The sequence below is a fragment of the Arthrobacter sp. TJ-263 genome (assembly GCF_058269155.1).
Window position 1 is genome coordinate 609150 of the sequence record NZ_JBZCNE010000002.1, and the last position, 17985, is coordinate 627134.

The 17985-nt window shown below is 70.0% G+C and carries 17 protein-coding genes and 1 pseudogene; 14 read left to right on the forward strand and 4 right to left on the reverse strand.

Going from position 1 to position 17985, the window contains the following annotated elements; all coding sequences use genetic code 11:
* The first annotated feature begins 22 nt into the window (after positions 1-22).
* The 3 genes from AC4D2F_RS13335 (at position 23) to AC4D2F_RS13345 (ending at position 3164) form a co-directional block, all read left to right on the forward strand.
* The gene (locus AC4D2F_RS13335; RefSeq protein WP_490910971.1) at positions 23-346 is read left to right on the forward strand and encodes an NIPSNAP family protein; all 324 of its coding nucleotides are present in this window, start codon (positions 23-25) and stop codon (positions 344-346) included.
* A 99-nt stretch (positions 347-445) separates the two neighbouring features.
* A complete protein-coding gene (locus tag AC4D2F_RS13340) occupies positions 446-2227 on the forward strand; it encodes an AfsR/SARP family transcriptional regulator (RefSeq protein ID WP_490910972.1) in 1782 nt (593 codons plus the stop codon).
* Between the two features lie 100 nt (positions 2228-2327).
* The gene (locus tag AC4D2F_RS13345) at positions 2328-3164 is read left to right on the forward strand and encodes a class I SAM-dependent methyltransferase (protein WP_490910973.1); all 837 of its coding nucleotides are present in this window, start codon (positions 2328-2330) and stop codon (positions 3162-3164) included.
* Positions 3165-3256: 92 nt separating this feature from the next.
* On the opposite strand, the gene AC4D2F_RS13350 is transcribed toward AC4D2F_RS13345, so the two are convergent.
* Both AC4D2F_RS13350 and AC4D2F_RS13355 read right to left on the reverse strand, forming a co-directional pair.
* The gene (locus tag AC4D2F_RS13350) at positions 3257-4123 is read right to left on the reverse strand and encodes a Rieske (2Fe-2S) protein (RefSeq protein ID WP_490910974.1); all 867 of its coding nucleotides are present in this window, start codon (positions 4121-4123) and stop codon (positions 3257-3259) included.
* Positions 4124-4232: 109 nt separating this feature from the next.
* A pseudogene (locus AC4D2F_RS13355) lies at positions 4233-4685 on the reverse strand (DoxX family protein).
* A 454-nt stretch (positions 4686-5139) separates the two neighbouring features.
* Here AC4D2F_RS13355 and AC4D2F_RS13360 point away from each other — a divergent pair.
* A complete protein-coding gene (locus tag AC4D2F_RS13360) occupies positions 5140-5913 on the forward strand; it encodes a pullulanase X25 domain-containing protein (protein ID WP_104168638.1) in 774 nt (257 codons plus the stop codon).
* Between the two features lie 114 nt (positions 5914-6027).
* Here the strand turns inward: AC4D2F_RS13360 and AC4D2F_RS13365 are convergent, their stop codons facing one another.
* Complete coding sequence (locus AC4D2F_RS13365) at positions 6028-7554, reverse strand: PucR family transcriptional regulator (RefSeq protein ID WP_490910975.1); 1527 nt, start codon at positions 7552-7554, stop codon at positions 6028-6030.
* Positions 7555-7647: 93 nt separating this feature from the next.
* On the opposite strand from AC4D2F_RS13365, the gene pxpA reads away from it, so the two are divergent.
* Genes pxpA through AC4D2F_RS13390 form a run of 5 tightly spaced genes read left to right on the forward strand, consistent with a single transcriptional unit; the run spans position 7648 to position 11872 of the window.
* Entirely contained in the window at positions 7648-8391 is a 744-nt protein-coding gene (gene pxpA, locus AC4D2F_RS13370) for a 5-oxoprolinase subunit PxpA (protein WP_490910976.1), read from the forward strand.
* Between the two features lie 31 nt (positions 8392-8422).
* Positions 8423-8662, forward strand: a complete 240-nt coding sequence (locus AC4D2F_RS13375; RefSeq protein ID WP_104168640.1) for an acetyl-CoA carboxylase — start codon at positions 8423-8425, stop codon at positions 8660-8662.
* A gap of 3 nt (positions 8663-8665) precedes the next feature.
* Complete coding sequence (locus tag AC4D2F_RS13380; RefSeq protein ID WP_104168641.1) at positions 8666-10021, forward strand: acetyl-CoA carboxylase biotin carboxylase subunit; 1356 nt, start codon at positions 8666-8668, stop codon at positions 10019-10021.
* Positions 10018-10920, forward strand: a complete 903-nt coding sequence (locus AC4D2F_RS13385) for a 5-oxoprolinase subunit B family protein (protein WP_490910977.1) — start codon at positions 10018-10020, stop codon at positions 10918-10920. The genes AC4D2F_RS13380 and AC4D2F_RS13385 overlap by 4 nt, the downstream gene beginning before the upstream one ends.
* Entirely contained in the window at positions 10910-11872 is a 963-nt protein-coding gene (locus AC4D2F_RS13390) for a 5-oxoprolinase subunit C family protein (RefSeq protein WP_490910978.1), read from the forward strand. Before AC4D2F_RS13385 ends, AC4D2F_RS13390 begins: the two co-directional genes overlap by 11 nt.
* 15 nt (positions 11873-11887) lie before the next feature.
* Here AC4D2F_RS13390 and AC4D2F_RS13395 read toward each other — a convergent pair whose 3' ends face one another.
* Positions 11888-12952, reverse strand: a complete 1065-nt coding sequence (locus tag AC4D2F_RS13395) for a LacI family DNA-binding transcriptional regulator (RefSeq protein WP_490910979.1) — start codon at positions 12950-12952, stop codon at positions 11888-11890.
* A 221-nt stretch (positions 12953-13173) separates the two neighbouring features.
* Between AC4D2F_RS13395 and AC4D2F_RS13400 the strand changes: the two genes are divergently transcribed.
* From AC4D2F_RS13400 to AC4D2F_RS13420, 5 genes are read left to right on the forward strand one after another with little or no spacing between them, the layout of a single operon-like run.
* The gene (locus AC4D2F_RS13400) at positions 13174-14196 is read left to right on the forward strand and encodes an asparaginase (protein ID WP_490910980.1); all 1023 of its coding nucleotides are present in this window, start codon (positions 13174-13176) and stop codon (positions 14194-14196) included.
* A gap of 43 nt (positions 14197-14239) precedes the next feature.
* A complete protein-coding gene (locus tag AC4D2F_RS13405) occupies positions 14240-15127 on the forward strand; it encodes a polysaccharide deacetylase family protein (protein WP_490910981.1) in 888 nt (295 codons plus the stop codon).
* Positions 15127-16515 carry an MFS transporter gene (locus AC4D2F_RS13410; RefSeq protein ID WP_490910982.1) on the forward strand — a complete coding sequence of 463 codons (1389 nt, stop codon included), beginning with the start codon at positions 15127-15129 and terminating at the stop codon, positions 16513-16515. The genes AC4D2F_RS13405 and AC4D2F_RS13410 overlap by 1 nt, the downstream gene beginning before the upstream one ends.
* On the forward strand, positions 16502-17266 hold the full coding sequence (locus AC4D2F_RS13415) for an SDR family NAD(P)-dependent oxidoreductase (protein ID WP_104168648.1): 765 nt from the start codon (positions 16502-16504) through the stop codon (positions 17264-17266). Before AC4D2F_RS13410 ends, AC4D2F_RS13415 begins: the two co-directional genes overlap by 14 nt.
* The gene (locus AC4D2F_RS13420) at positions 17263-17985 is read left to right on the forward strand and encodes an SDR family NAD(P)-dependent oxidoreductase (protein ID WP_490910983.1); all 723 of its coding nucleotides are present in this window, start codon (positions 17263-17265) and stop codon (positions 17983-17985) included. The genes AC4D2F_RS13415 and AC4D2F_RS13420 overlap by 4 nt, the downstream gene beginning before the upstream one ends.

Sequence of the window (17985 nt, forward strand, 5' to 3'; positions counted from 1 at the left end):
GGTCGGGCCTAAGCTGGGCCTCATGACCTACGAACTGCGCACGTACACCGCGAACCCCGGCAAGATGGACGCCCTCGTGGAGCGCTTCCGCTCCTCGACCATCGACCTCCTCATCGAGCACAACATGAAGAGCCTCGGCTACTGGACGCCGGTCGGGACCGACGACGTCCTCGTCTATCTCCTCGAACACGACGGCGATCCGAAGGCCAACTGGGCTGCGTTCGGTTCCGACCCGAGGTGGACCGAGGCGAAGGCGGCGTCGGAGACGGACGGTGCACTGGCGGCCAGGATCGACTCGGTCATGCTCGAGGCGACGGACTTGTACCCGGTGGCGCAGGCGCGGTAGTCCGCGGCTCGTCCTGCGGCTCCGGCTGCTCCCGCTGTTCCTGCCGGTTCGGCACCTTTGGCCGTTCCGTCGGTCGGCCTCCGGATTTACAGTGGGCCCATGGCCGGGATCGACATCCAGCTCCTCGGGCCGCCCTCCATGACCCGATCCGACGGCGAGGGTCCACAGCCCCGTGGCCGGAAGGCGTGGGGACTGCTCGCCTACCTCCTGCTGCACGACACGCCCACCCCGCGGAGCCAGCTGGCCGCGCTGCTGTTCCCTGACGCGGACGATCCCCTCGGAGCCCTCCGCTGGCAGCTGTCCGACCTGCGGAGGGTCATGGGCCCGAGGGCTTCAGTCGGCGGCGACCCGATCGTGTTGCGGATCCCGTCCTCGCGGGTCGACGTCCTGGGGAGGCTGGCGCCCACCCCCGGATCCGTCCTCAGCGCAGAACTGCTCGAGGGTTACGACTTCAGGGACTGTCCCGCCTTCGACGGCTGGCTGACCATGGAGCGGCACCGTTTCCGGCACGCGGTCGAGACCGCGGTCTACGACGGCGGTCTGTCGGCGCTGGCGAACGGCGACACCGAGGGCGCCATCGTCCTTGCCACACGCGCCGTCCAGCTCGATCCCCTCAACGCCGACTTCCACGCCCTGCTCGTCCGCTCGCTCATGGAGTCGGGCGATGAGCCCGAGGCCCGCCGGTGCGCCGACCGCTGCCGGGACGTCTTCGCCGAGGAACTGGGCGAGGGCCTGCCCGCGGAGGTGCAGCGCGCCCTCGCCGCCCCGGTCGTGCCCGCGAGCACCCTGCCCGCGACCGCCCTCACCGTCGCCTCCTACCTGGAGGCGGCGAAGGCGTGCCTGTCCGCGGGAGCCCCCGGGACGGCGCTCTCGCACCTGCGCGTCGCCACCGGCCTGGCACAACGCATGGGCGACCGCGCCCTCCAGGCGGAGTCCCTCCTCGCCCTCGCGGAAGCGCTCACGCACGGCGCGGGCGGGCGCGGTACGGAGGTCGCGGACCTGCTGCACCGCGTGCTGTCCCTCTCCCGGAACGGCGACCCCGCGGTCCGGTCCGCCGCGTACCGGGAGCTGGGCTTCCTCGCCGTGCAGCGCGGGTTCCCTGCCAGCGGAGCGCGGTGGCTGGCGAAGGCGGTCGCGGCCGCGCGGGCCCTTCCCGATCAGCGGGCCAAGGCGCTCGGCGTGATGGGGATGCTCGCGACCGACACGGCCGACTACCGCGGCGCCGTCGTCGTCCTCACCGAATCGGTCCGCCTCAGCGTCGGCCTGGCCGCTGTCCGGCAGGAAGCCTTCGCGACGACGATGCTCGGGCGGGTTCATCTCCTGACCGGCCGGGCCCGCCGGGCCGCCGTCGAACTGGACACCGCCCTGGCCCTCGTCACACGGGACCACTGGACCGCCTTCTCCCCCTTCGTCGAGGCACTGCGCAGCGAGGCGTACCTCGCGCGGGGCGAGGACCGCGCGGCGGAGGACCTGGCCGACCACGCGACGGCGCTCGCCGGATCCTTCGGTGACCGCTGCTTCATGGATGCTGCCGCGCATGCCAAGGCCTCCGTGCTGCTGGCCCGCGGCGACGTCGCGGGGGCGAGCACGTGGATCGACCGCGGGGTGCAGCCCCACCCCTGGTACCGGTGGTTCCGGGGCCGGAACCTCGACCTCGCGACGACGGCCGCGATGTCCGACAACCCGCCCCGGGCACTGCGGTTCGCGCAGGAACTCGGTGAGCGCTCCAGCCGCTACGGGCACCGGGAACTGACGGTCCGCTCCTATTCCAGCCGGGCGCTCCTCGGCGACGACGGCGCTGCCGCCACAATCCGCGTCCTGGCGCAAGGCATCGACAACCCGGCGCTGACCGAGCATCTGGTCCGCCGTCACCAGCTCTGAGACCCGTCACACGGTCCATCACACGCCGCGCCGTGACACTGATGCGGTCAGGAACGGCACGCGGCGGAAACGCCGCCATCACACAGGGAAGGGCATCATCATGACCGAAGTACGAACCAACCCCGACGCCGACAAGGAGCTGAAGGCGCGCCACCGCGCCCTGTGGGCGCAGGGCAACTACGCCGCCGTTGCGGCCCAGATCATCCCGGCCCTCGGGCCCGTGCTGGTCGAGGCCACGGGCATCACCGCCGGGCACAGGGTCCTCGACATCGCCGCCGGTACCGGCAATGCCGCTATCCCGGCAGCGGAGCGGGGTGCGACCGTCACGGCGTCGGACCTCACGCCCGAGCTCCTCGACATCGGTCAGCAGCTCGCCCGGGACCGCGGCGTTACCCTCGACTGGGACGTCGCCGACGCCGAGCACCTCCCCTACGACACTGGCGCGTTCGATGTCGTCGTGTCCTGTGTCGGGGTGATGTTCGCGCCCCACCACCGGGAGACCGCCGACGAGCTGCTCCGGGTGTGCGCGCCGGGCGGAACCATCGGACTGATCAACTGGACGCCCGAGGGCTTCATCGGCCAGATGTTCGCGACCATGAAGCCGTACGCCCCACCGCCGCCTCCCGGGGCGCAGCCTCCTCCGCTGTGGGGGCGGGAGGAGCACGTGGCGTCCCTGTTCGGTGACCGGGTGACGGATCTGCAGGCCGAACGGCGCAAGCTCCGGGTGGATCACTTCGAGTCGTCGCGAGATCTCCTGGACTACTTCAAGACGAACTACGGGCCGACGATCGGCGTGTACAAGTCACTGGCCGGGTCGCCCGACCGCACTGCCGCCCTCGACGCAGAGCTGATTGCGCTCGCGGACCGGTTCGGTTCCGGGGCAGGCGGTCTGTCGATGGACTGGGAGTACCTGCTGGTCACGGCCAGGCGGAGCTGAACGCCCGGCCTGGAGCGCTCGCGCTGACGGGGATGCCCAGCACCTCGGTGCCGGGCATCCCCGTGGTCGGACTGTATCGTCCTCGAACTGCGTCAGCCGGCGTGCGGGAGCGAGACCTCGACCAGGCCTGCCACCACGCGGGTCCTGAACGACGGCTGAGGTGATGTCGCAGGGCCCTGCCTGACCTCGCCGTTCTTCAGCGAGAACGTGCTGTTGTGCCAGGGGCAGACGACGCAGGCGCCGTCGTCGTACGTCACTGTGCCTTCGTTGAGCGGCCCGGCGAGGTGGCTGCACGTGGCGGAGAGGACGGAGACGTCGTTGCCCTGGCGGAAGACGACGAGCGGAACCTCGCCGAGCATCTTCCGCTCGAGCTTGCCCTCGGGGAGGTCGGTGAGCGCGCCGATCGCATGCCAGCCGGGCTCCACGCGGTGCGGAACGTCCTCGGTGTGGTTGGCGCCGAGCGACTGCCGGTAGGACATATGCCCACCGAGGAATCCACCGGCGGAGACGACGGCGAGGCCTGTGTAGGAGAGCACCTTGCCGGACTTCCCGCGCAGGCGCTGGACGAGGGACAGCGTGTACAGTCCGACGGCGGCGAGGTTCGCCGCGGCGTGCACGATGCCCACGCGCTGCTGCTGTTCGTGGCCTTCGGACCAGTCGGTCCAGCCGGCCAGGGCCGTGGGGCCGGCTGTGACCACTCCGGTGCCGATCAGGATCGCCGATGCCTTGTTCGAGCCGGGGATCGCATCGAGGATGGCCGCGGAGAACCAGGTGCCCGTCGGCACGAGGATCATCAGCGGGTGCAGCGGGTGGCCGATCGGCACACCGTGGAGGATGTCACGGAGCGCGCCGGGCTTGATCACGGCCTGCACGACGTCGCGCATCGTGGTGACGAGGGGATCGAGCGCGGTGGCGTTCTCGAGTTTCTCGACGGATTGCAGGGGGCGGAGGGTCTTCATGGTGTCTCCTCGAGGTGCGGGTGGGCAGCAGCGGAGCTATCGCCTGATTTTCGAAGCATACTGAGGAACACCGATGTGTGTCGTGCGAATCCGAATGGACGCCCGGGCTTCAATTCTCCATGCGGTGCCCAGCACCGAACAGGGTCCGCCTGTCGCGCCACGCGCCGGTGGACCACAGCGCCCACACCACGAGCACGGGCTGGAAGAACAGGCGGGTGAGGCGGGCGCCGTCGGTATCGAGCCCGAAAGCGCTGACGCCGTCGACGTACTAGGCGATGTTGCCGGGGAAGATTGCGACGAAGAAGGCGGCAACCACCCAGCCGACGATCACCCGGTACCGGCCGGCGGCCACCAGGGCGGCGCCGAGCACGAGTTCGACGACGCCCGATGCGACGACCACGAAGTCCGTGTCGAGCGGCAGCCAGGCCGGGACCTGCGCGGCGAACTCGGTCCGGGCCACCGTCAGGTGGGCCGTGCCGGCGACCAGGAGGACCGCGCCGAGCACGAGGCGCGCCGTCGTCCTCGCAGTGGACGTGCGCTTCGAAGCTGCGAGGGACGCCATTCTGCGCACGATAGCACCTGCGCTTCCGCTCGCCGTCGGCCTTCAATAGGTAGTCAGGGAAGAGAAACGGGTAGTTGCACGGTCCGTCGCCGCCGACTGCTTCTCCTACTCTGGGGACCGGACCGGGTCGAATGTCTCGAGCGCACCGGTCGGTCGGATGGGGGAAGATGACGGCGCCTGCCTGCACAGAGAAGCGCCGTCCTGACGATAAAATCAGGGTGCTGTCGTCATCGGACCCCGAACCACGTACCCTGCCTCTTGTAAGAATCCCGCCCGGATCCCACCCGCCATGAGCGCGGGCGACCGGTCACGATGACCGGCAGTCAGCTGCAGGAACACCACGAAGGAGATCGTCATCGCCCCCCGCAACCGCACCAATGCCCGTCTGCGCACCACCCTCGCCCTGCTAGCCGACCACCAGGCGTCCGGCTCCGTCGTCGCGCCCAGCGAGCTGATGGCCAAGGCCGTCGCGGAAGTACCGTTCGATGACAAGGAAGCGGAGCTCCTCGCCGGCGGTGTCCCCCGCGGGTTCAAGGCGCTGACGACGGCGACGTCGAAGCTCGTGAAGGCCGGCTGGCTCGTCAAGGGCCGCAGCGGCTGGACCGCCACCGACGAGGGCGTCCGCGCCGTCGCGGCCTTCGCCGATCCGGAGCAGTTCGTCAACGCGATGATCAGTGGCGCTCCCGTGCCGGAGCAGGTCGAGGCCGTCGTCCACGCTCCCCAGGCGCCCGAGCAGCTGGGTGAGCAGGCGCAGGCGTCCCCGATCGAGGATCCGACGCCGCCCGACGTCCCCCCGACCCTCGAGGTCTCGCCCGACGCCGTGGCCGAGGAGGCCCCGCCCGAGCTCGTGGCTGCCGCCGCCGAGGCGCTCGCAGCGTCGCCCACCGACGAGACCGCCGGTTCGACCGCCGACCTCGCATGGCAGGACCAGCCGCAGTCCGTGGCCCTGTCCGGCGACTTCGCCCCGCTGTTCGGCGACGCCGGCCACTGGAGCACGGACCTCCGCGAGCTGCAGTTCGCCTGGGAGCCGACGGAGAACCTCTGGCTGCACACGCTCCAGCTGCCCGCCGGGACCTACCAGTTCAAGATCCTCGTCAACGGATCATGGGAGGAGAACTACGGCCGGTTCGGCACGCGCGACGGTGCCAACCACGAGCTGCACCTGATCTCCGACACCACGGTGACGTTCCGGTTCGACTACGGCACGAAGGACATCCGGACCTCCTAGGTCCGGATCGACCCGCGGCCCCGTCCGCTGCCTCCGGGTGGCGGGCGGGGCCGTCGTCGTCCCGGGTCGTGACGGCCGCCGTCGTCCCGGGGTGTCGGCGGTGATCGGCCGCTGCTAGCGGCGGTCGATCACGTACGCCGCTGCACTGGACGCCGGCAGGGTCCCCGAGCGCAGGATCTGCAGTGCCAGGAGGCAGGTGGCCTGGCCCTCGAGCGATGTCAGCGACAGGTGGAGCAGACCCTCGAGCTTCCCGAGGCGCTGGGCCAGCGTGTTGCGGTGGATGAACAGCTTGCCCGCGGTGCGTCCCGGTTGCGCGTCGTGCTCGAGGAACGCCTCCAGCGTGCCGAGCAGGTCCACCGAGTGCGCGGCGTCGTACTCGATGACCGGCGCCAGGAGCTTGTGGGCACCGGCGCGGGCACCGGACGACGCCGCGGAGGCGATCAGCGAGCGGATGCCGAGATCCGGAGCGCGGACGGGCGCGCGGACCTCCCCGACCATCGTCCCCGCCTGATGGATCCCCAGGCGTAGCTCGTCGATCGTATGGCAGGCCCCCTTGAGCACGAGGGGCTGGCCGGGCAGCTCCCGCACACATGCCGCGAGCAGTCCGGTGGCGGCATCCTCCGCGTCCGCACCGTCCAGCGGCCTCTGGGCGAAGGCGTAGAGGATGCCCGACCTGACCTGCACCCGCACGTCGTCGAACCGGGACTGCAGCAGGAGGCGGATACGCCAGGCGTTGGAGAGGTTGCGGCGCCCCGCGGTCGAAGCCAGCACGAGCGTGGGCTCGTGGACGTCCAGGCCGGTGGACCGGAACGTCCCGGTGAACTCCTCCAGGGCGACCCCGGCCCAGTCGGGCACCTGGTCCAGCAGCGTCTCGAGTTCGCGTTCCTTGTGCGTGGTGGTGTGGAGCGCGGTCTGCAGCTGCACGGCGATGATCGACGCCGCCGGTGCGAGCAGCGTCGCCACGGGGTGCTCCGACGTCGCCTCCCGCACGACCAGCTGGAACGAGTCGCCGCTGCCCATGGGCAGCGGGATGCTGCCCTGCCCGGTGCCCGGCCGGTCCGTGAGATCCGCCGGGGTCCAGACCGAGGCCGACGGCGAGCGCGCGATGACCACGCCTGCTGCGTCGACGATGGCGAGCTGACCCACGGCCGCCAGCGCCGCGGCGTCGAGCACGGCCTGCAGGTGGGAGCCGGACGCGGCGAGCTGCGCGCATTCCTGCGCCAGCTCCCAGGACCGGTTGACGGCTGTGAAGCGTTCCACCTCGAGGACGTTCGTCACGTGGCGGTGGACCTGCAGGAAAGGAACGGACTGCGGGATCTCCAGCAGCGGCACGTCGAGCGCCGTGGCCGCCCGCACGAGCCCCGGCGGGATGAGCCGGTGCGCCGTCCCCGTCCCGAAGGCGATGGCCGCCACCCGCACCCGGACGAGCCGCTCCACGTAGGCGGTCCAGGTGCGCTGGTCCTCGATGTTCAGCCCGATCCCGTTGGTCAGCAGGACGACGTTGTCGCTGAGGAACGGCGTCGGATCGATGGTCTCCGCCGGGGCACACCAGCTGATGTCCCAGCCCAGCCGCTCGACGGACGACGGCGTGTGGAGGCGCAGCTGAAGCGCATCCGCCGCCAGCAGATCGGCGACGATCATGGGGACCTCCTGTGTGCATCGGCCCTCCGACAGGGGAGAACGAAGGGCAAACGCCCACTATATCGGCACCCGATCCGTCTCTATGGTTGTCGCATGACGGACGTTGCAGACCGGCGTGGGACGCCGATGATCAATTCGGACATGGGCGAGTCCCTCGGCCTCCACTCCTTCGGTAACGATCCCGCCCTCCTGGAGACCGTCGACGCCATCAACGTGGCCTGCGGATTCCATGCGGGAGATCCGGACACGATGGCGGAGACCGTCGCTGCGGCCCTCGAGAAGGGCGTGCTGATCGGCGCGCACCCCGGGCTGCCGGACCTCGTGGGCTTCGGGCGGCGGGAGATGAAGCTCTCCCCGCAGGAGGTAGAGCACATGATGCTCTACCAGGTGGGTGCGCTCAGCGCCTTCCTGCGGCGGGAAGGCGCGAGCCTCAACCACATCAAGCCCCACGGGTCCCTCTACGGCATGCTGGCCCGGGACGCCGACCTCATGAGGGGGGCCGCGCGGGTGGCCCGGCTCTTCGACGTCCCCGTCTACGGCATCGCGGGCACCGCCCACCAGGCCGTCTGCGAGGAACTCGGGGTGCCCTTCGTGGCCGAGCTCTACGTGGACCTCAACTACGGGCCGGCCGGCGAGCTCCTCATCCAGCGCCGCCCCGAGCCGACCGACCCCGACGCCGCCGCACGCCGCGTCACGCGCGCCCTGACGGACGGCGTCGTCGAAGCCTCCGACGGCACGCTGCTCACCATCCCGTTCGACAGCATCTGCGTCCACTCGGACGCCCCCAACTCCCCCGCGGTGGCAACAGCAGTCCGCTCCGCCCTCGACGCCCTCTGACCTCCCCGACACCCCACCCGAAAGGACCCCCGTGGCCGACATCGTCTCCCCACTGCCAGGCATCTTCTACCGCAAGCCCGGTCCGGACAAGGACCCCTACGCGAACGAGGGCGATGCCATCGAAGCGGGCCAGACCATCGGGGTGGTGGAGATCATGAAGCAGTTCTCCGAGATCCGCAGTGATGCGTCCGGCACGCTGGAGAGCTTCGCCGTCGACGACGGCGGGACCGTCAACCCCGGCGACGTCATCGCCACCGTGTCCGAGGGCTAGCGGATGGAACGCGTCCTGATCGCGAACCGCGGGGAGATCGCCGTCCGCATCATCCGCGCCGCCCGGGAACTGGGACTGGAGACCGTCCTCGCCGCGAGCGAGCCGGACGCCGATTCCTACGCGGCGTCGCTCGCCGACTCCGTCCAAGTGATCGGCCCGGCGCCGGCCGCGAAGAGCTACCTCGACGGCGCCGCGGTGCTCGCGGCCGCCGAAGCCTCGGGGTGCGACGCGCTCCATCCCGGGTACGGCTTCCTGTCGGAGAACGCGCGCTTCGCCCGCTCCGTCCTCGACGCCGGCATCACCTGGGTGGGCCCCTCCCCCGACGCCATCGAACTCATGGGCAACAAGTCCCGTGCACGGCAGGCCGCCCAGGACGCCGGCGTCCCGACGCTGCCCGGGAGCGACGGCGCGCTGGACCCCGACGTCGACCCCCTCCCCATCGCACGGGAGATCGGCTACCCGCTGGTGGTCAAGGCGTCGTCCGGCGGCGGAGGGCGCGGCATCCGGCTGGTGACCCAGGAGGAGGACCTCGTCCAGACCCTCGACGTCGCCCGCGCCGAGGCCCAGGCGGCGTTCGGCGATCCGACGGTGTACCTCGAGCAGTTCGTCTCCCGCGCACGCCACGTCGAGGTGCAGATCCTCGGCGACGGCGAACGCGTGATCCACCTCGGCGACCGGGACTGCTCGCTGCAGCGCCGCCAGCAGAAGATCATCGAGGAGGCCCCCGCCCCCCTGCTGCCCGACGCCGTCCGCGACACCATCCGCGCCTCCTCCATCGAACTCGGCCGCCAGTGCGGCTATGCCGGCCTGGGAACCGTCGAGTTCCTCTACGACCCGGACCGGGAGCAGGCAGCGTTCATCGAGATGAACACCCGGCTCCAGGTGGAGCATCCGGTCACGGAGATGGTGACCGGCATCGACCTCATCCGGGAGCAGCTGCTGGTCGCAGCCACGGGCCGTCTCCGCCTCGACCAGGAGGACATCACCTTCCGGGGCCACGCCTTCGAGTTCCGCATCAACGCCGAGGACCCGTCGCAGGGCTTCATGCCCAGCCCCGGCACCCTGTCCCGTCTCGACTGGCCGGGCGGCCCCGGGGTGAGGATCGACTCCGGCGTCGTCGCAGGATCCGCCGTCGCACCGTTCTACGACTCCCTGCTCGCCAAGCTCGTGGTGTGGGACGAGACCCGCACCGAGGCCATCCAGCGGTCGGCGCGGGCACTGGCGGAGGTGAGGATCGACGGCGTCAAGACCACGATCCCGCTCCTGTCGACGGTCCTCCACCGGCCCGAGGTCCGGGACGTGACCCACCACTCGAAGTTCATCGAATCGACCCCCGACCTCCTCGGAGCTGACGCATGAGCCACGCACCCCAGCACCTCGACGCTGCCCGCTACACGTGGGGCGGCGACGAGTTCCTCTTCGTCGAGATCTCCGAGAGCATGAGCCTCGCCGCCAACTTCAAGGCGAACGCGATGGCGGCCCGGCTCGCCGCGCGTGCCATCGACGGCGTCGTGGACATCTGCCCCGCCAACGCCTCTCTGCTGGTGCGTTTCGATCCCGACACGGTGCCGCCGGACGACCTGGAGTCACTCGTGAGGGAGGTCGAGGAGGAGGTTGCGCACCTGAGCGAACAGACACTCGAGACCCGGATCATCGAGATCCCGGTCTGGTACGACGACCCCTACACCCGGGAGACCGGCGCACGCTTCCGCAAGGGCCACCAGCGGCCCGAGGGCACGGACCTCGATTTCGCGGCGGAGGAGAACGGCCTGTCCTCGCCGCAGGAGTTCATCCGGAAGCACCACGAGTCGCCGTGGCTGGTGTCGATGGTGGGGTTCGTGGCCGGCCTGCCGTTCATGTTCCAGATCGTCCCGCAGGAGGATCAGCTCGAGGTCCCCAAGTACCTCAGTCCCCGCACCGACACCCCGCCACTGACGGTGGGGCACGGAGGATGCTTCGCCTGCATCTACTCGGTGAGGGGCGCCGGCGGTTATCAGATGTTCGGTATCGCCGCGGCGCCGATCTTCGATCCTGCCCAGAAGCTCGCCGACTTCTCGGACTTCATGATCTTCTTCCGACCGGGTGACATCGTGAAGTTCAAGCCGATCGACGAGGACGAATACACGGCGATCCAGGCGGAGGTGGAAGCGGGAACCTTCACCTATCGCCAGACGCCCGTGACCTTCGACCTGCAGAAGGCCCTGACCGACCCCTCCGCGCACAACCGGGACATTCTGGAGAAGCTCAATGGCATTTGACATCCTCGAACCCGGCCTCGCGACCTCGGTCCAGGACCGGGGCCGGTTCGGCTACTACAACGTGGGCATCCCGCAGGGCGGGGCCATGGACCAGTTGTCCGCATCCATGGCGAATGCGCTGGTGGGCAACACCGCCGACGATGCCGTCCTCGAATGCGCCTACCTCGGGCCGCGCTTCACCACGGACACCGACGCCGTCATCGCCGTCACGGGTGCGCCCGTCGAGGTGCGGGTGAACGGGACGCCGGTGGACGAGTGGAGCCGCCTGTCGCTGGCCGCGGGCGACGAGGTGTCCTTCGGGATGCTCTCCGGCGGGACGCGCTACTACATCGCCGTGCAGGGCGGGATCGACGTGCCCGTGGTCCTCGGGAGTCGCAGCACCTACACGCTGGGCGCCCTCGGCGGCTTCCAGGGCCGCGCCCTCAGGGCCGGCGACACCGTCCCGGTCGGCGCCCCCTCCGGCTCCGGGCCCGCCATGGACGTGATTCCCGAGAACCTGCGCCCCGTCCATGCGAAGGAAGTGACGGTCCGCATCCTGCCCGGCCTCTACGACCACCGCCTGACCGCGGAGGGCATGGAGACGCTCGTCAGCGCGGCGTGGAAACTGACTCCCGTGGCGGACCGCATGGGCCTGCGGTACTCGGGGCCGGACCTGGAATGGAAGCCGCGCATCCAGCCGTTCGGCGCGGGGTCCGACCCCTCGAACATCGTGGACGCGGGCTACGCCATCGGATCGATCCAGGTGCCGGGCGGCAAGGAGCCGATCGTGCTGCACCGCGACGCCGTCTCGGGCGGCGGGTACGCGATGGTCGCGACGGTCATCAGCGCCGACATGGACGTCGTCGCCCGGAGCGCGCCGGGGACGCTGACCCATTTCGAGCCCGTGACGATGGAGCAGGCCCTCGCGGCGCGAGCGGACGCAGCGGAGGTGCGGCGCGCCGTCTGGGCGTGAGGTCGAGGGCCCGGGTCAGCCGACCCGCACGCCCCGCCTGGCCCCGACGGCGCCCGATGCGCTGCTCTCCCGCACGAAGAGTTCCGGCCGGTGGCGTACCGACGCGACGTCCTCCCCTGCCATGACTCGCCGGAGCATCCCGACGGCTTCCCGGCCGATCTCGAGCATCGGCGAGCGCACCGACGAGAGCGGGATGGGCAGCTGCGCGGCCAGGGAGGTGTCGTTGAACCCGACGACGGCGATGTCCTGGCCGACGACGAGCCCCGCGGCGCGGAACGCGCCCATGGCGCCGATGGCGGCGAAGTCGTTGACGGCGAAGACGGCGGTCGGAGGCTCCCCGGGCCGGCTCAGCAGTTCATCGCCCGCCTGGCGGCCGCCCTCGGTGTCGAAGCGCGAGGGCAGGATCCGGCCCCCGGGCACGTCCCCTCCCAGTTCGTTCCAGCGTTCCACGAAACCGTCGGTGCGGTCCACGCCCGTGCTCGCGTAGGGCTCGCCCGCGATGATCGCGACGGAGCGGTGTCCCGTGGTCCACAGGTGGTCCGCGACGAGCCTGCCTCCGCCCGTGTCGTCACACGTGGAGGAGGGGAACCCCGGGTAACGGCGGTTCATGAGGACGAAGGGCACGTGTCGCTTCACGAGGTCGTCCACCAAGCTGCTGCCTGCATGGACGTCGCCGAGGATCAGGCCGTCCACCCGCCGCGCCAGCATGATCTCGGCCTTGCGGCGCTGCTCGTCGAGGTCGTCGTGCGAGTTCATCACGAAGGTCGAGTGGTTGCTCTCGGCTGCGGCCTCCTCGACGCCCTCGTACATGGTCGCCAGGACGATGTCCGAGAGTCGGGGCACGATGACGCCGATGGCCCGCGTGCGCCGGGTGCGCAGGCCGGTTGCCTGCGGGTCGGGTGAGTAGCCCCTCAACTGTGCCAGGTCACGCACTTTCCGTGCGGTCTCCTTCGACGCCGCCCCGCGCGCCACCGCTGAATCGGAGTGCAGCACGCGGGAGACCGTCGAGACATGGATGCCGAGCTCCGCGGCGAGGTCCTTCAGGGTGACTGCTGCGCGCCCCCTGCCTGATGAATCCACGTTCTCCCCCTTCGCCCTGCGGATTTGTTTCGGCGACATGAAATCTCAGCCGATCCATTGACGAGACCAAGGTCACATCCTATGGTTTTCCTCATTCAACCCAAACGTTTGGGTTTCGTCCAGTTCCACTGAGGTCGCACACCTGCAGAACCCTCGTCACCGCCGGGGCGCTCTGCTTTCCGCAACTCTCACCCAAACGATTGGGTAAGGAGGCAGCACCGATGGAATCAGTCACCGGGCACGTCGTGCTCCTGGCAACGGGTGGCACGATCGCCTCCCGGGTCGACGCCACGGACGGCGCGACCGTGGCCGCCGATGCAGGCGGCACGGTCCTCGCCGCGGCGGGCACGAGCGCCGCCGTCCAGGTCGTGGACCTCATGCAGAAGGGCTCGTACCTCCTCACCTTCGACGACATGCTCGCAGTGTGCGAGGCGGTCCACGCCGCACTCGAAGCACCGGAGACGCTCGGGGTCGTCGTCACCCATGGCACCGACACGATGGAGGAGACCGCGTACCTCGCCGACCTCCTCCACGACGACCCGCGACCGGTGGTCTTCACGGGATCGCAGCGCGCGGCCGACAGCCCGGCGCCGGACGGCCCGGAGAACCTGCGCACCGCGATCACCCTCGCGGCGTCCTCCGAGGCCCGGGGCCGGGGCGCACTGATCGTGTTCGACGGCGAGGTCTTCGCCCTTCCCGGGACGCGGAAGACCGAGACGACGAAGCTCCGTGCGTTCGGCAATCCCGACCTGGGGTCGGCGGGGTCGGTCGCGACCACCGGCGAGGTGATGTTGGGTACCGCTCCCCGGCGGCCGGCCGCGCTCGACATCCCCCCGACCGGCGCGGGCAGCCGCGTGGACATCGTCGCCTGCTACCCGGGAGCCGACGCGACCCTGTTCACCGCGGCGCTCGCCGCCGGCGCCCGCGGGATCGTCCTCGAGGCCACCGGGCTGGGGAACGCCAATGCGGAGCTCAGCGACGCCGTACGCCATGCCGTGCAGGACGGCGTCGTCGTCGTCACCAGCACCCGCGTCCACGCCGGACCGGTGCTGGGCGTGTACGGAGCAGGTGGCGGCAGGACGCTCGAGGACGCAGGAGCCGTCCCGTCCGGGTTGCTCCGACCGTCCCAGGCCCGCACCCTCCTGCAGGCGCTGCTCGCGCTCGGCCTGCCCGCCGAGCAGGTGGTCCACCAGATCCGCCGGCGCGGCGACCCGGCACTCCTGGCTCCCGTTCCGCCCCACTGACCGTTTCCCGATTCGACCCACCCGCACCAGGAAAGGCCCACCCATGACGAAAGACATCCAGATCGCCTTCGGCGTCGACGTCGATGCAGTTGCCGGAATGCTCGGCTCCTACGGCGGCGAGGACTCCCCCTGCGACATCTCCCGCGGACTCTTCAGCGGAGACGTCGGAGGCCCGCGGATCCTCCGCCTCTTCGAGAAGTACTCCCTCCCCTCCACCTGGTTCGTCCCGGGCCACTCGCTCGAGACCTTCCCCGATCTCACCCGGATGATCGTCGACGCAGGGCACGAGATCGGCGTCCACGGCTACTCCCACGAGAACCCGATCGCCATGACCCGCGAACAGGAGACGGCGATCCTCGACAGGTCCATCGAGCTCATCGAGAAGGTCTCGGGACGTCGCCCCACGGGCTACGTCGCACCGTGGTGGGAGTTCTCCCCCATCACCAACGAGATCCTGCTCGAGCGCGGCATCAAGTACGACCACTCCCTCATGCACAACGACTTCGAGCCCTACTACGTGAGGGTCGGGGACAGCTGGACGAAGATCGACTACAGCCAGCCCGCCGAGGCCTGGATGAAGCCGCTCGTCCGGGGGCAGGAGACCGACCTCGTCGAGATCCCCGCGAACTGGTACCTCGACGACCTCCCTCCGATGATGTTCATCAAGGCGGCGCCCAACTCGCACGGGTTCGTCAACCCGCGGGACATCGAGCAGATGTGGCGGGACCAGTTCGACTGGGTCTACGCCGAGATGGACACCGCCGTCTTCACCATGACGATCCACCCGGACGTCTCGGGCCGTCCGCAGGTCCTCCTCATGCTCGAGCGCCTCATCCAGCACTTCAACTCCCACGAGGGCGTCACCTGGCACACCTTCGACCAGATCGCCGACTCGTTCCTGGCACGCAACCCCCGAAAGGAAGGCAACTGATGTCCACCAAAGAGGCGGGCGTCGATCTCTCGACGCCGACCGGGAACGAGCAACGGCAGTTCCCCGTCTTCTCCAAGAAGAAGACCAGCACGGCGACCGTCCTCGCCCTGTGCGCCTGGACCGTCGCCGTCTTCGACTACGGGCTGTTCGGCACCCTGCTGCCGGCCATGCAGGAGGAATTCGGCTGGACGGCACCGGAGGCCTATGCGGTCAACACCTGGATCGCCGTCGGAACGGCGATCGTGTGCTTCGGTGTCGGCCCCGTGATCGACCGGCTCGGCCGCAAGAAGGGCATGATGCTCACCGTCGGCGGTACCGCCGTCGTCTCGGGCGTCACGGCCTTCATCCCCGCCGGCCTCGGCGTCATCAGCAACTCGCTCCTCGTCTTCGTGCGGTCCTTCGGCGGACTGGGCTTCTCCGAGCAGGCCGTCAACGCGACCTACATGAACGAGGTCTACCAGGTCACGGAGGACGAGCGGAAGCGCAAGCGTCCGGGCTTCCACTACTCCTTCATCCAGGGCGGCTGGCCGCTGGGCTTCCTGCTCGCGAGCGCCCTCGCCCTGGTGTTCCTGCCCATCTTCGGCTGGCGCGCGCTGTACCTCATGGCGACCATCCCCGCGATCATCATCGTGCTGCTCATCAGCAAGAAGCTGAAGGAGACGCCGCAGTTCGAGCTGCACCAGCGCCTCACCGAACTGGAGAAGGGGGGCAAGAGCGACGAAGCCCACGCGCTGGCCGGCGCCTACGGCGTCGAGCACTCCTCGACGTCGCCGCTCAAGCGCATCTGGGAGGGCGAGTTCCGCCGCAACACGATCGTCTTCTCGCTCGCCTGGATCCTCAACTTCTTCGGCATCGCGATCTTCAGCGTCCTCGGCACCTCGGTGCTCGCCAACGCCAAGGGCGTGGAACTGTCGGACGCCTTCTGGATGCTCATCGTCATCAACCTGCTCGCCTACTTCGGCTACGTGTTCCACGGCTGGATCGGTGACAAGGTGGGCCGGAAGAGGACCATCATCGTGGGCTGGATCATCTCCGGCCTGTCCTTCGCCGTGATGCTGAGCCCGCTCGTGTCCAGCCCGTTCCTGATCATCCTCACGTACGGGACCGGCCTGTTCTTCCTGGTGGGGCCCTACGCCGCGATCCAGTACTTCATGGCCGAGTGCTACCCCGTGAGCTGCCGTGCCACGGGCCTCGCGTTCATCGGCGCCATGAGCCAGCCCGGGACGATCATCGGCGGCGCGCTCTTCACGATCGTCGCCGCGCAGGCGGGCACCGGCGCAGCCGCCCTCTGGGTGGGAGCCGTCGGCACCCTGCTCTCCGGCGTCCTGATGGTCGCCGCGCGACCCGTCGCCGCCGTCGCCCTCGAGGAACCGCATGCAGCAGTCTGAGGTAGCCATCGTCACAGGCGCCGCCAGCGGGATCGGCCGCGCACTGGCCGTCCACTACGCGGGCCGGAACGTCCGGACCGTCATCGGCACCTTCCCCGGCGACCCGCACGATCCGGAGGAGACCCTCTCCGGCGTGCGGGCCGCGGGCGGCGACGCCGTCATCCACGAGGTCGACGTGCGTTCCACCGAATCGGTGGACGCCTTCGCCCAGCGCGCCCTGGACGAGTACGGGCGCCTCGACTACGCCGTCGCGAATGCGGGCATCCTGCGGAACGCCCCGCTCGACGACCTGACGGACGACCTCTGGAACGCGATGCTCGACGTCGACCTGACCGGCGTGCTCCGGACCCTCCGGTCGGCGTCCCAGCGGATGACGGGACCCGGTGCGCTCGTCGCCGTGTCCTCGATCGCCGGGGGCATCTACGGATGGGAGGAACACGCCCACTACGCCGCGGCGAAGTCGGGCGTGCTCGGGCTCATCCGGAGCGTCGCCTCGGAGCTGGGTCCGCGGGAGATCCGTGCCAATGCGGTGATCCCGGGCCTGATCGAGACACCGCAGTCCCTCGACCCCGTCAACTCCCTCGGCCCCGAGGGCCTCGAACGGGCGGGCAAGGACATCCCGTGGGGTCGCGTCGGCAGGCCGGAGGAAGTCGCGGACGTGATCGGCTTCCTGACCTCCGACGCCTCCCGCTATGTCACCGGACAGTCGCTGGTCGTCGACGGCGGCCTCACCATCAAGATGCGCGCATGACGGCGGGCCCTGACGGTCGCCGCACGGGCACCCGGGCCGTCGTCGTGACCGGCGGTGGCAGCGGCATCGGGGCGGCGATCGCCGAGGCGTTCGCCGCCCAGGGGGACAGGGTGGTGGTGATGGACCGTGTCCCAGGTCCGGGGATCATCGAGGTCGACGTCGCACGGGAAGAGAGCGTGAGGGAGGCCTTCGCGGAGGCACGCGACGGGATCGGGACCATCGACGTCCTGGTCAACAGCGCCGGACTGCTCACCGAGTCCCCCCTCGAGGACATGACGCTCGCGCTGTGGACGGAGACCATCTCGGTGGACCTCACCGGCGTGTTCCTGTGCTGCCGGGAGGTCGTCGGCCCCATGCGGCACCAGCGGTGGGGAAGGATCATCAACATCTCCTCCCAGCTCGGCATCAAGGGCGGCATGGGGCTGGGTCACTACAGCGCAGCGAAGGCAGGCGTGATCGGCATGACCAAGGCGCTCGCCCTCGAGGTCTCGGCGGACAACGTGCTCGCCAACTGCATCGCCCCGGGTCCGATCGAGACGCCGCTCGTCGACGCGATCTCCGAGGACTGGAAGGCCGCGAAGCGCAAGGAGCTGCCGCTGCGGAGGTTCGGCCTGCCGGCCGAGGTCGCACCGACAGCCCTGCTCCTCGCGAGCGATCCGGGCGGGAACCTCTTCGTCGGCCAGACGCTCGGCCCCAACTCGGGTGACGTGATGCCGTGA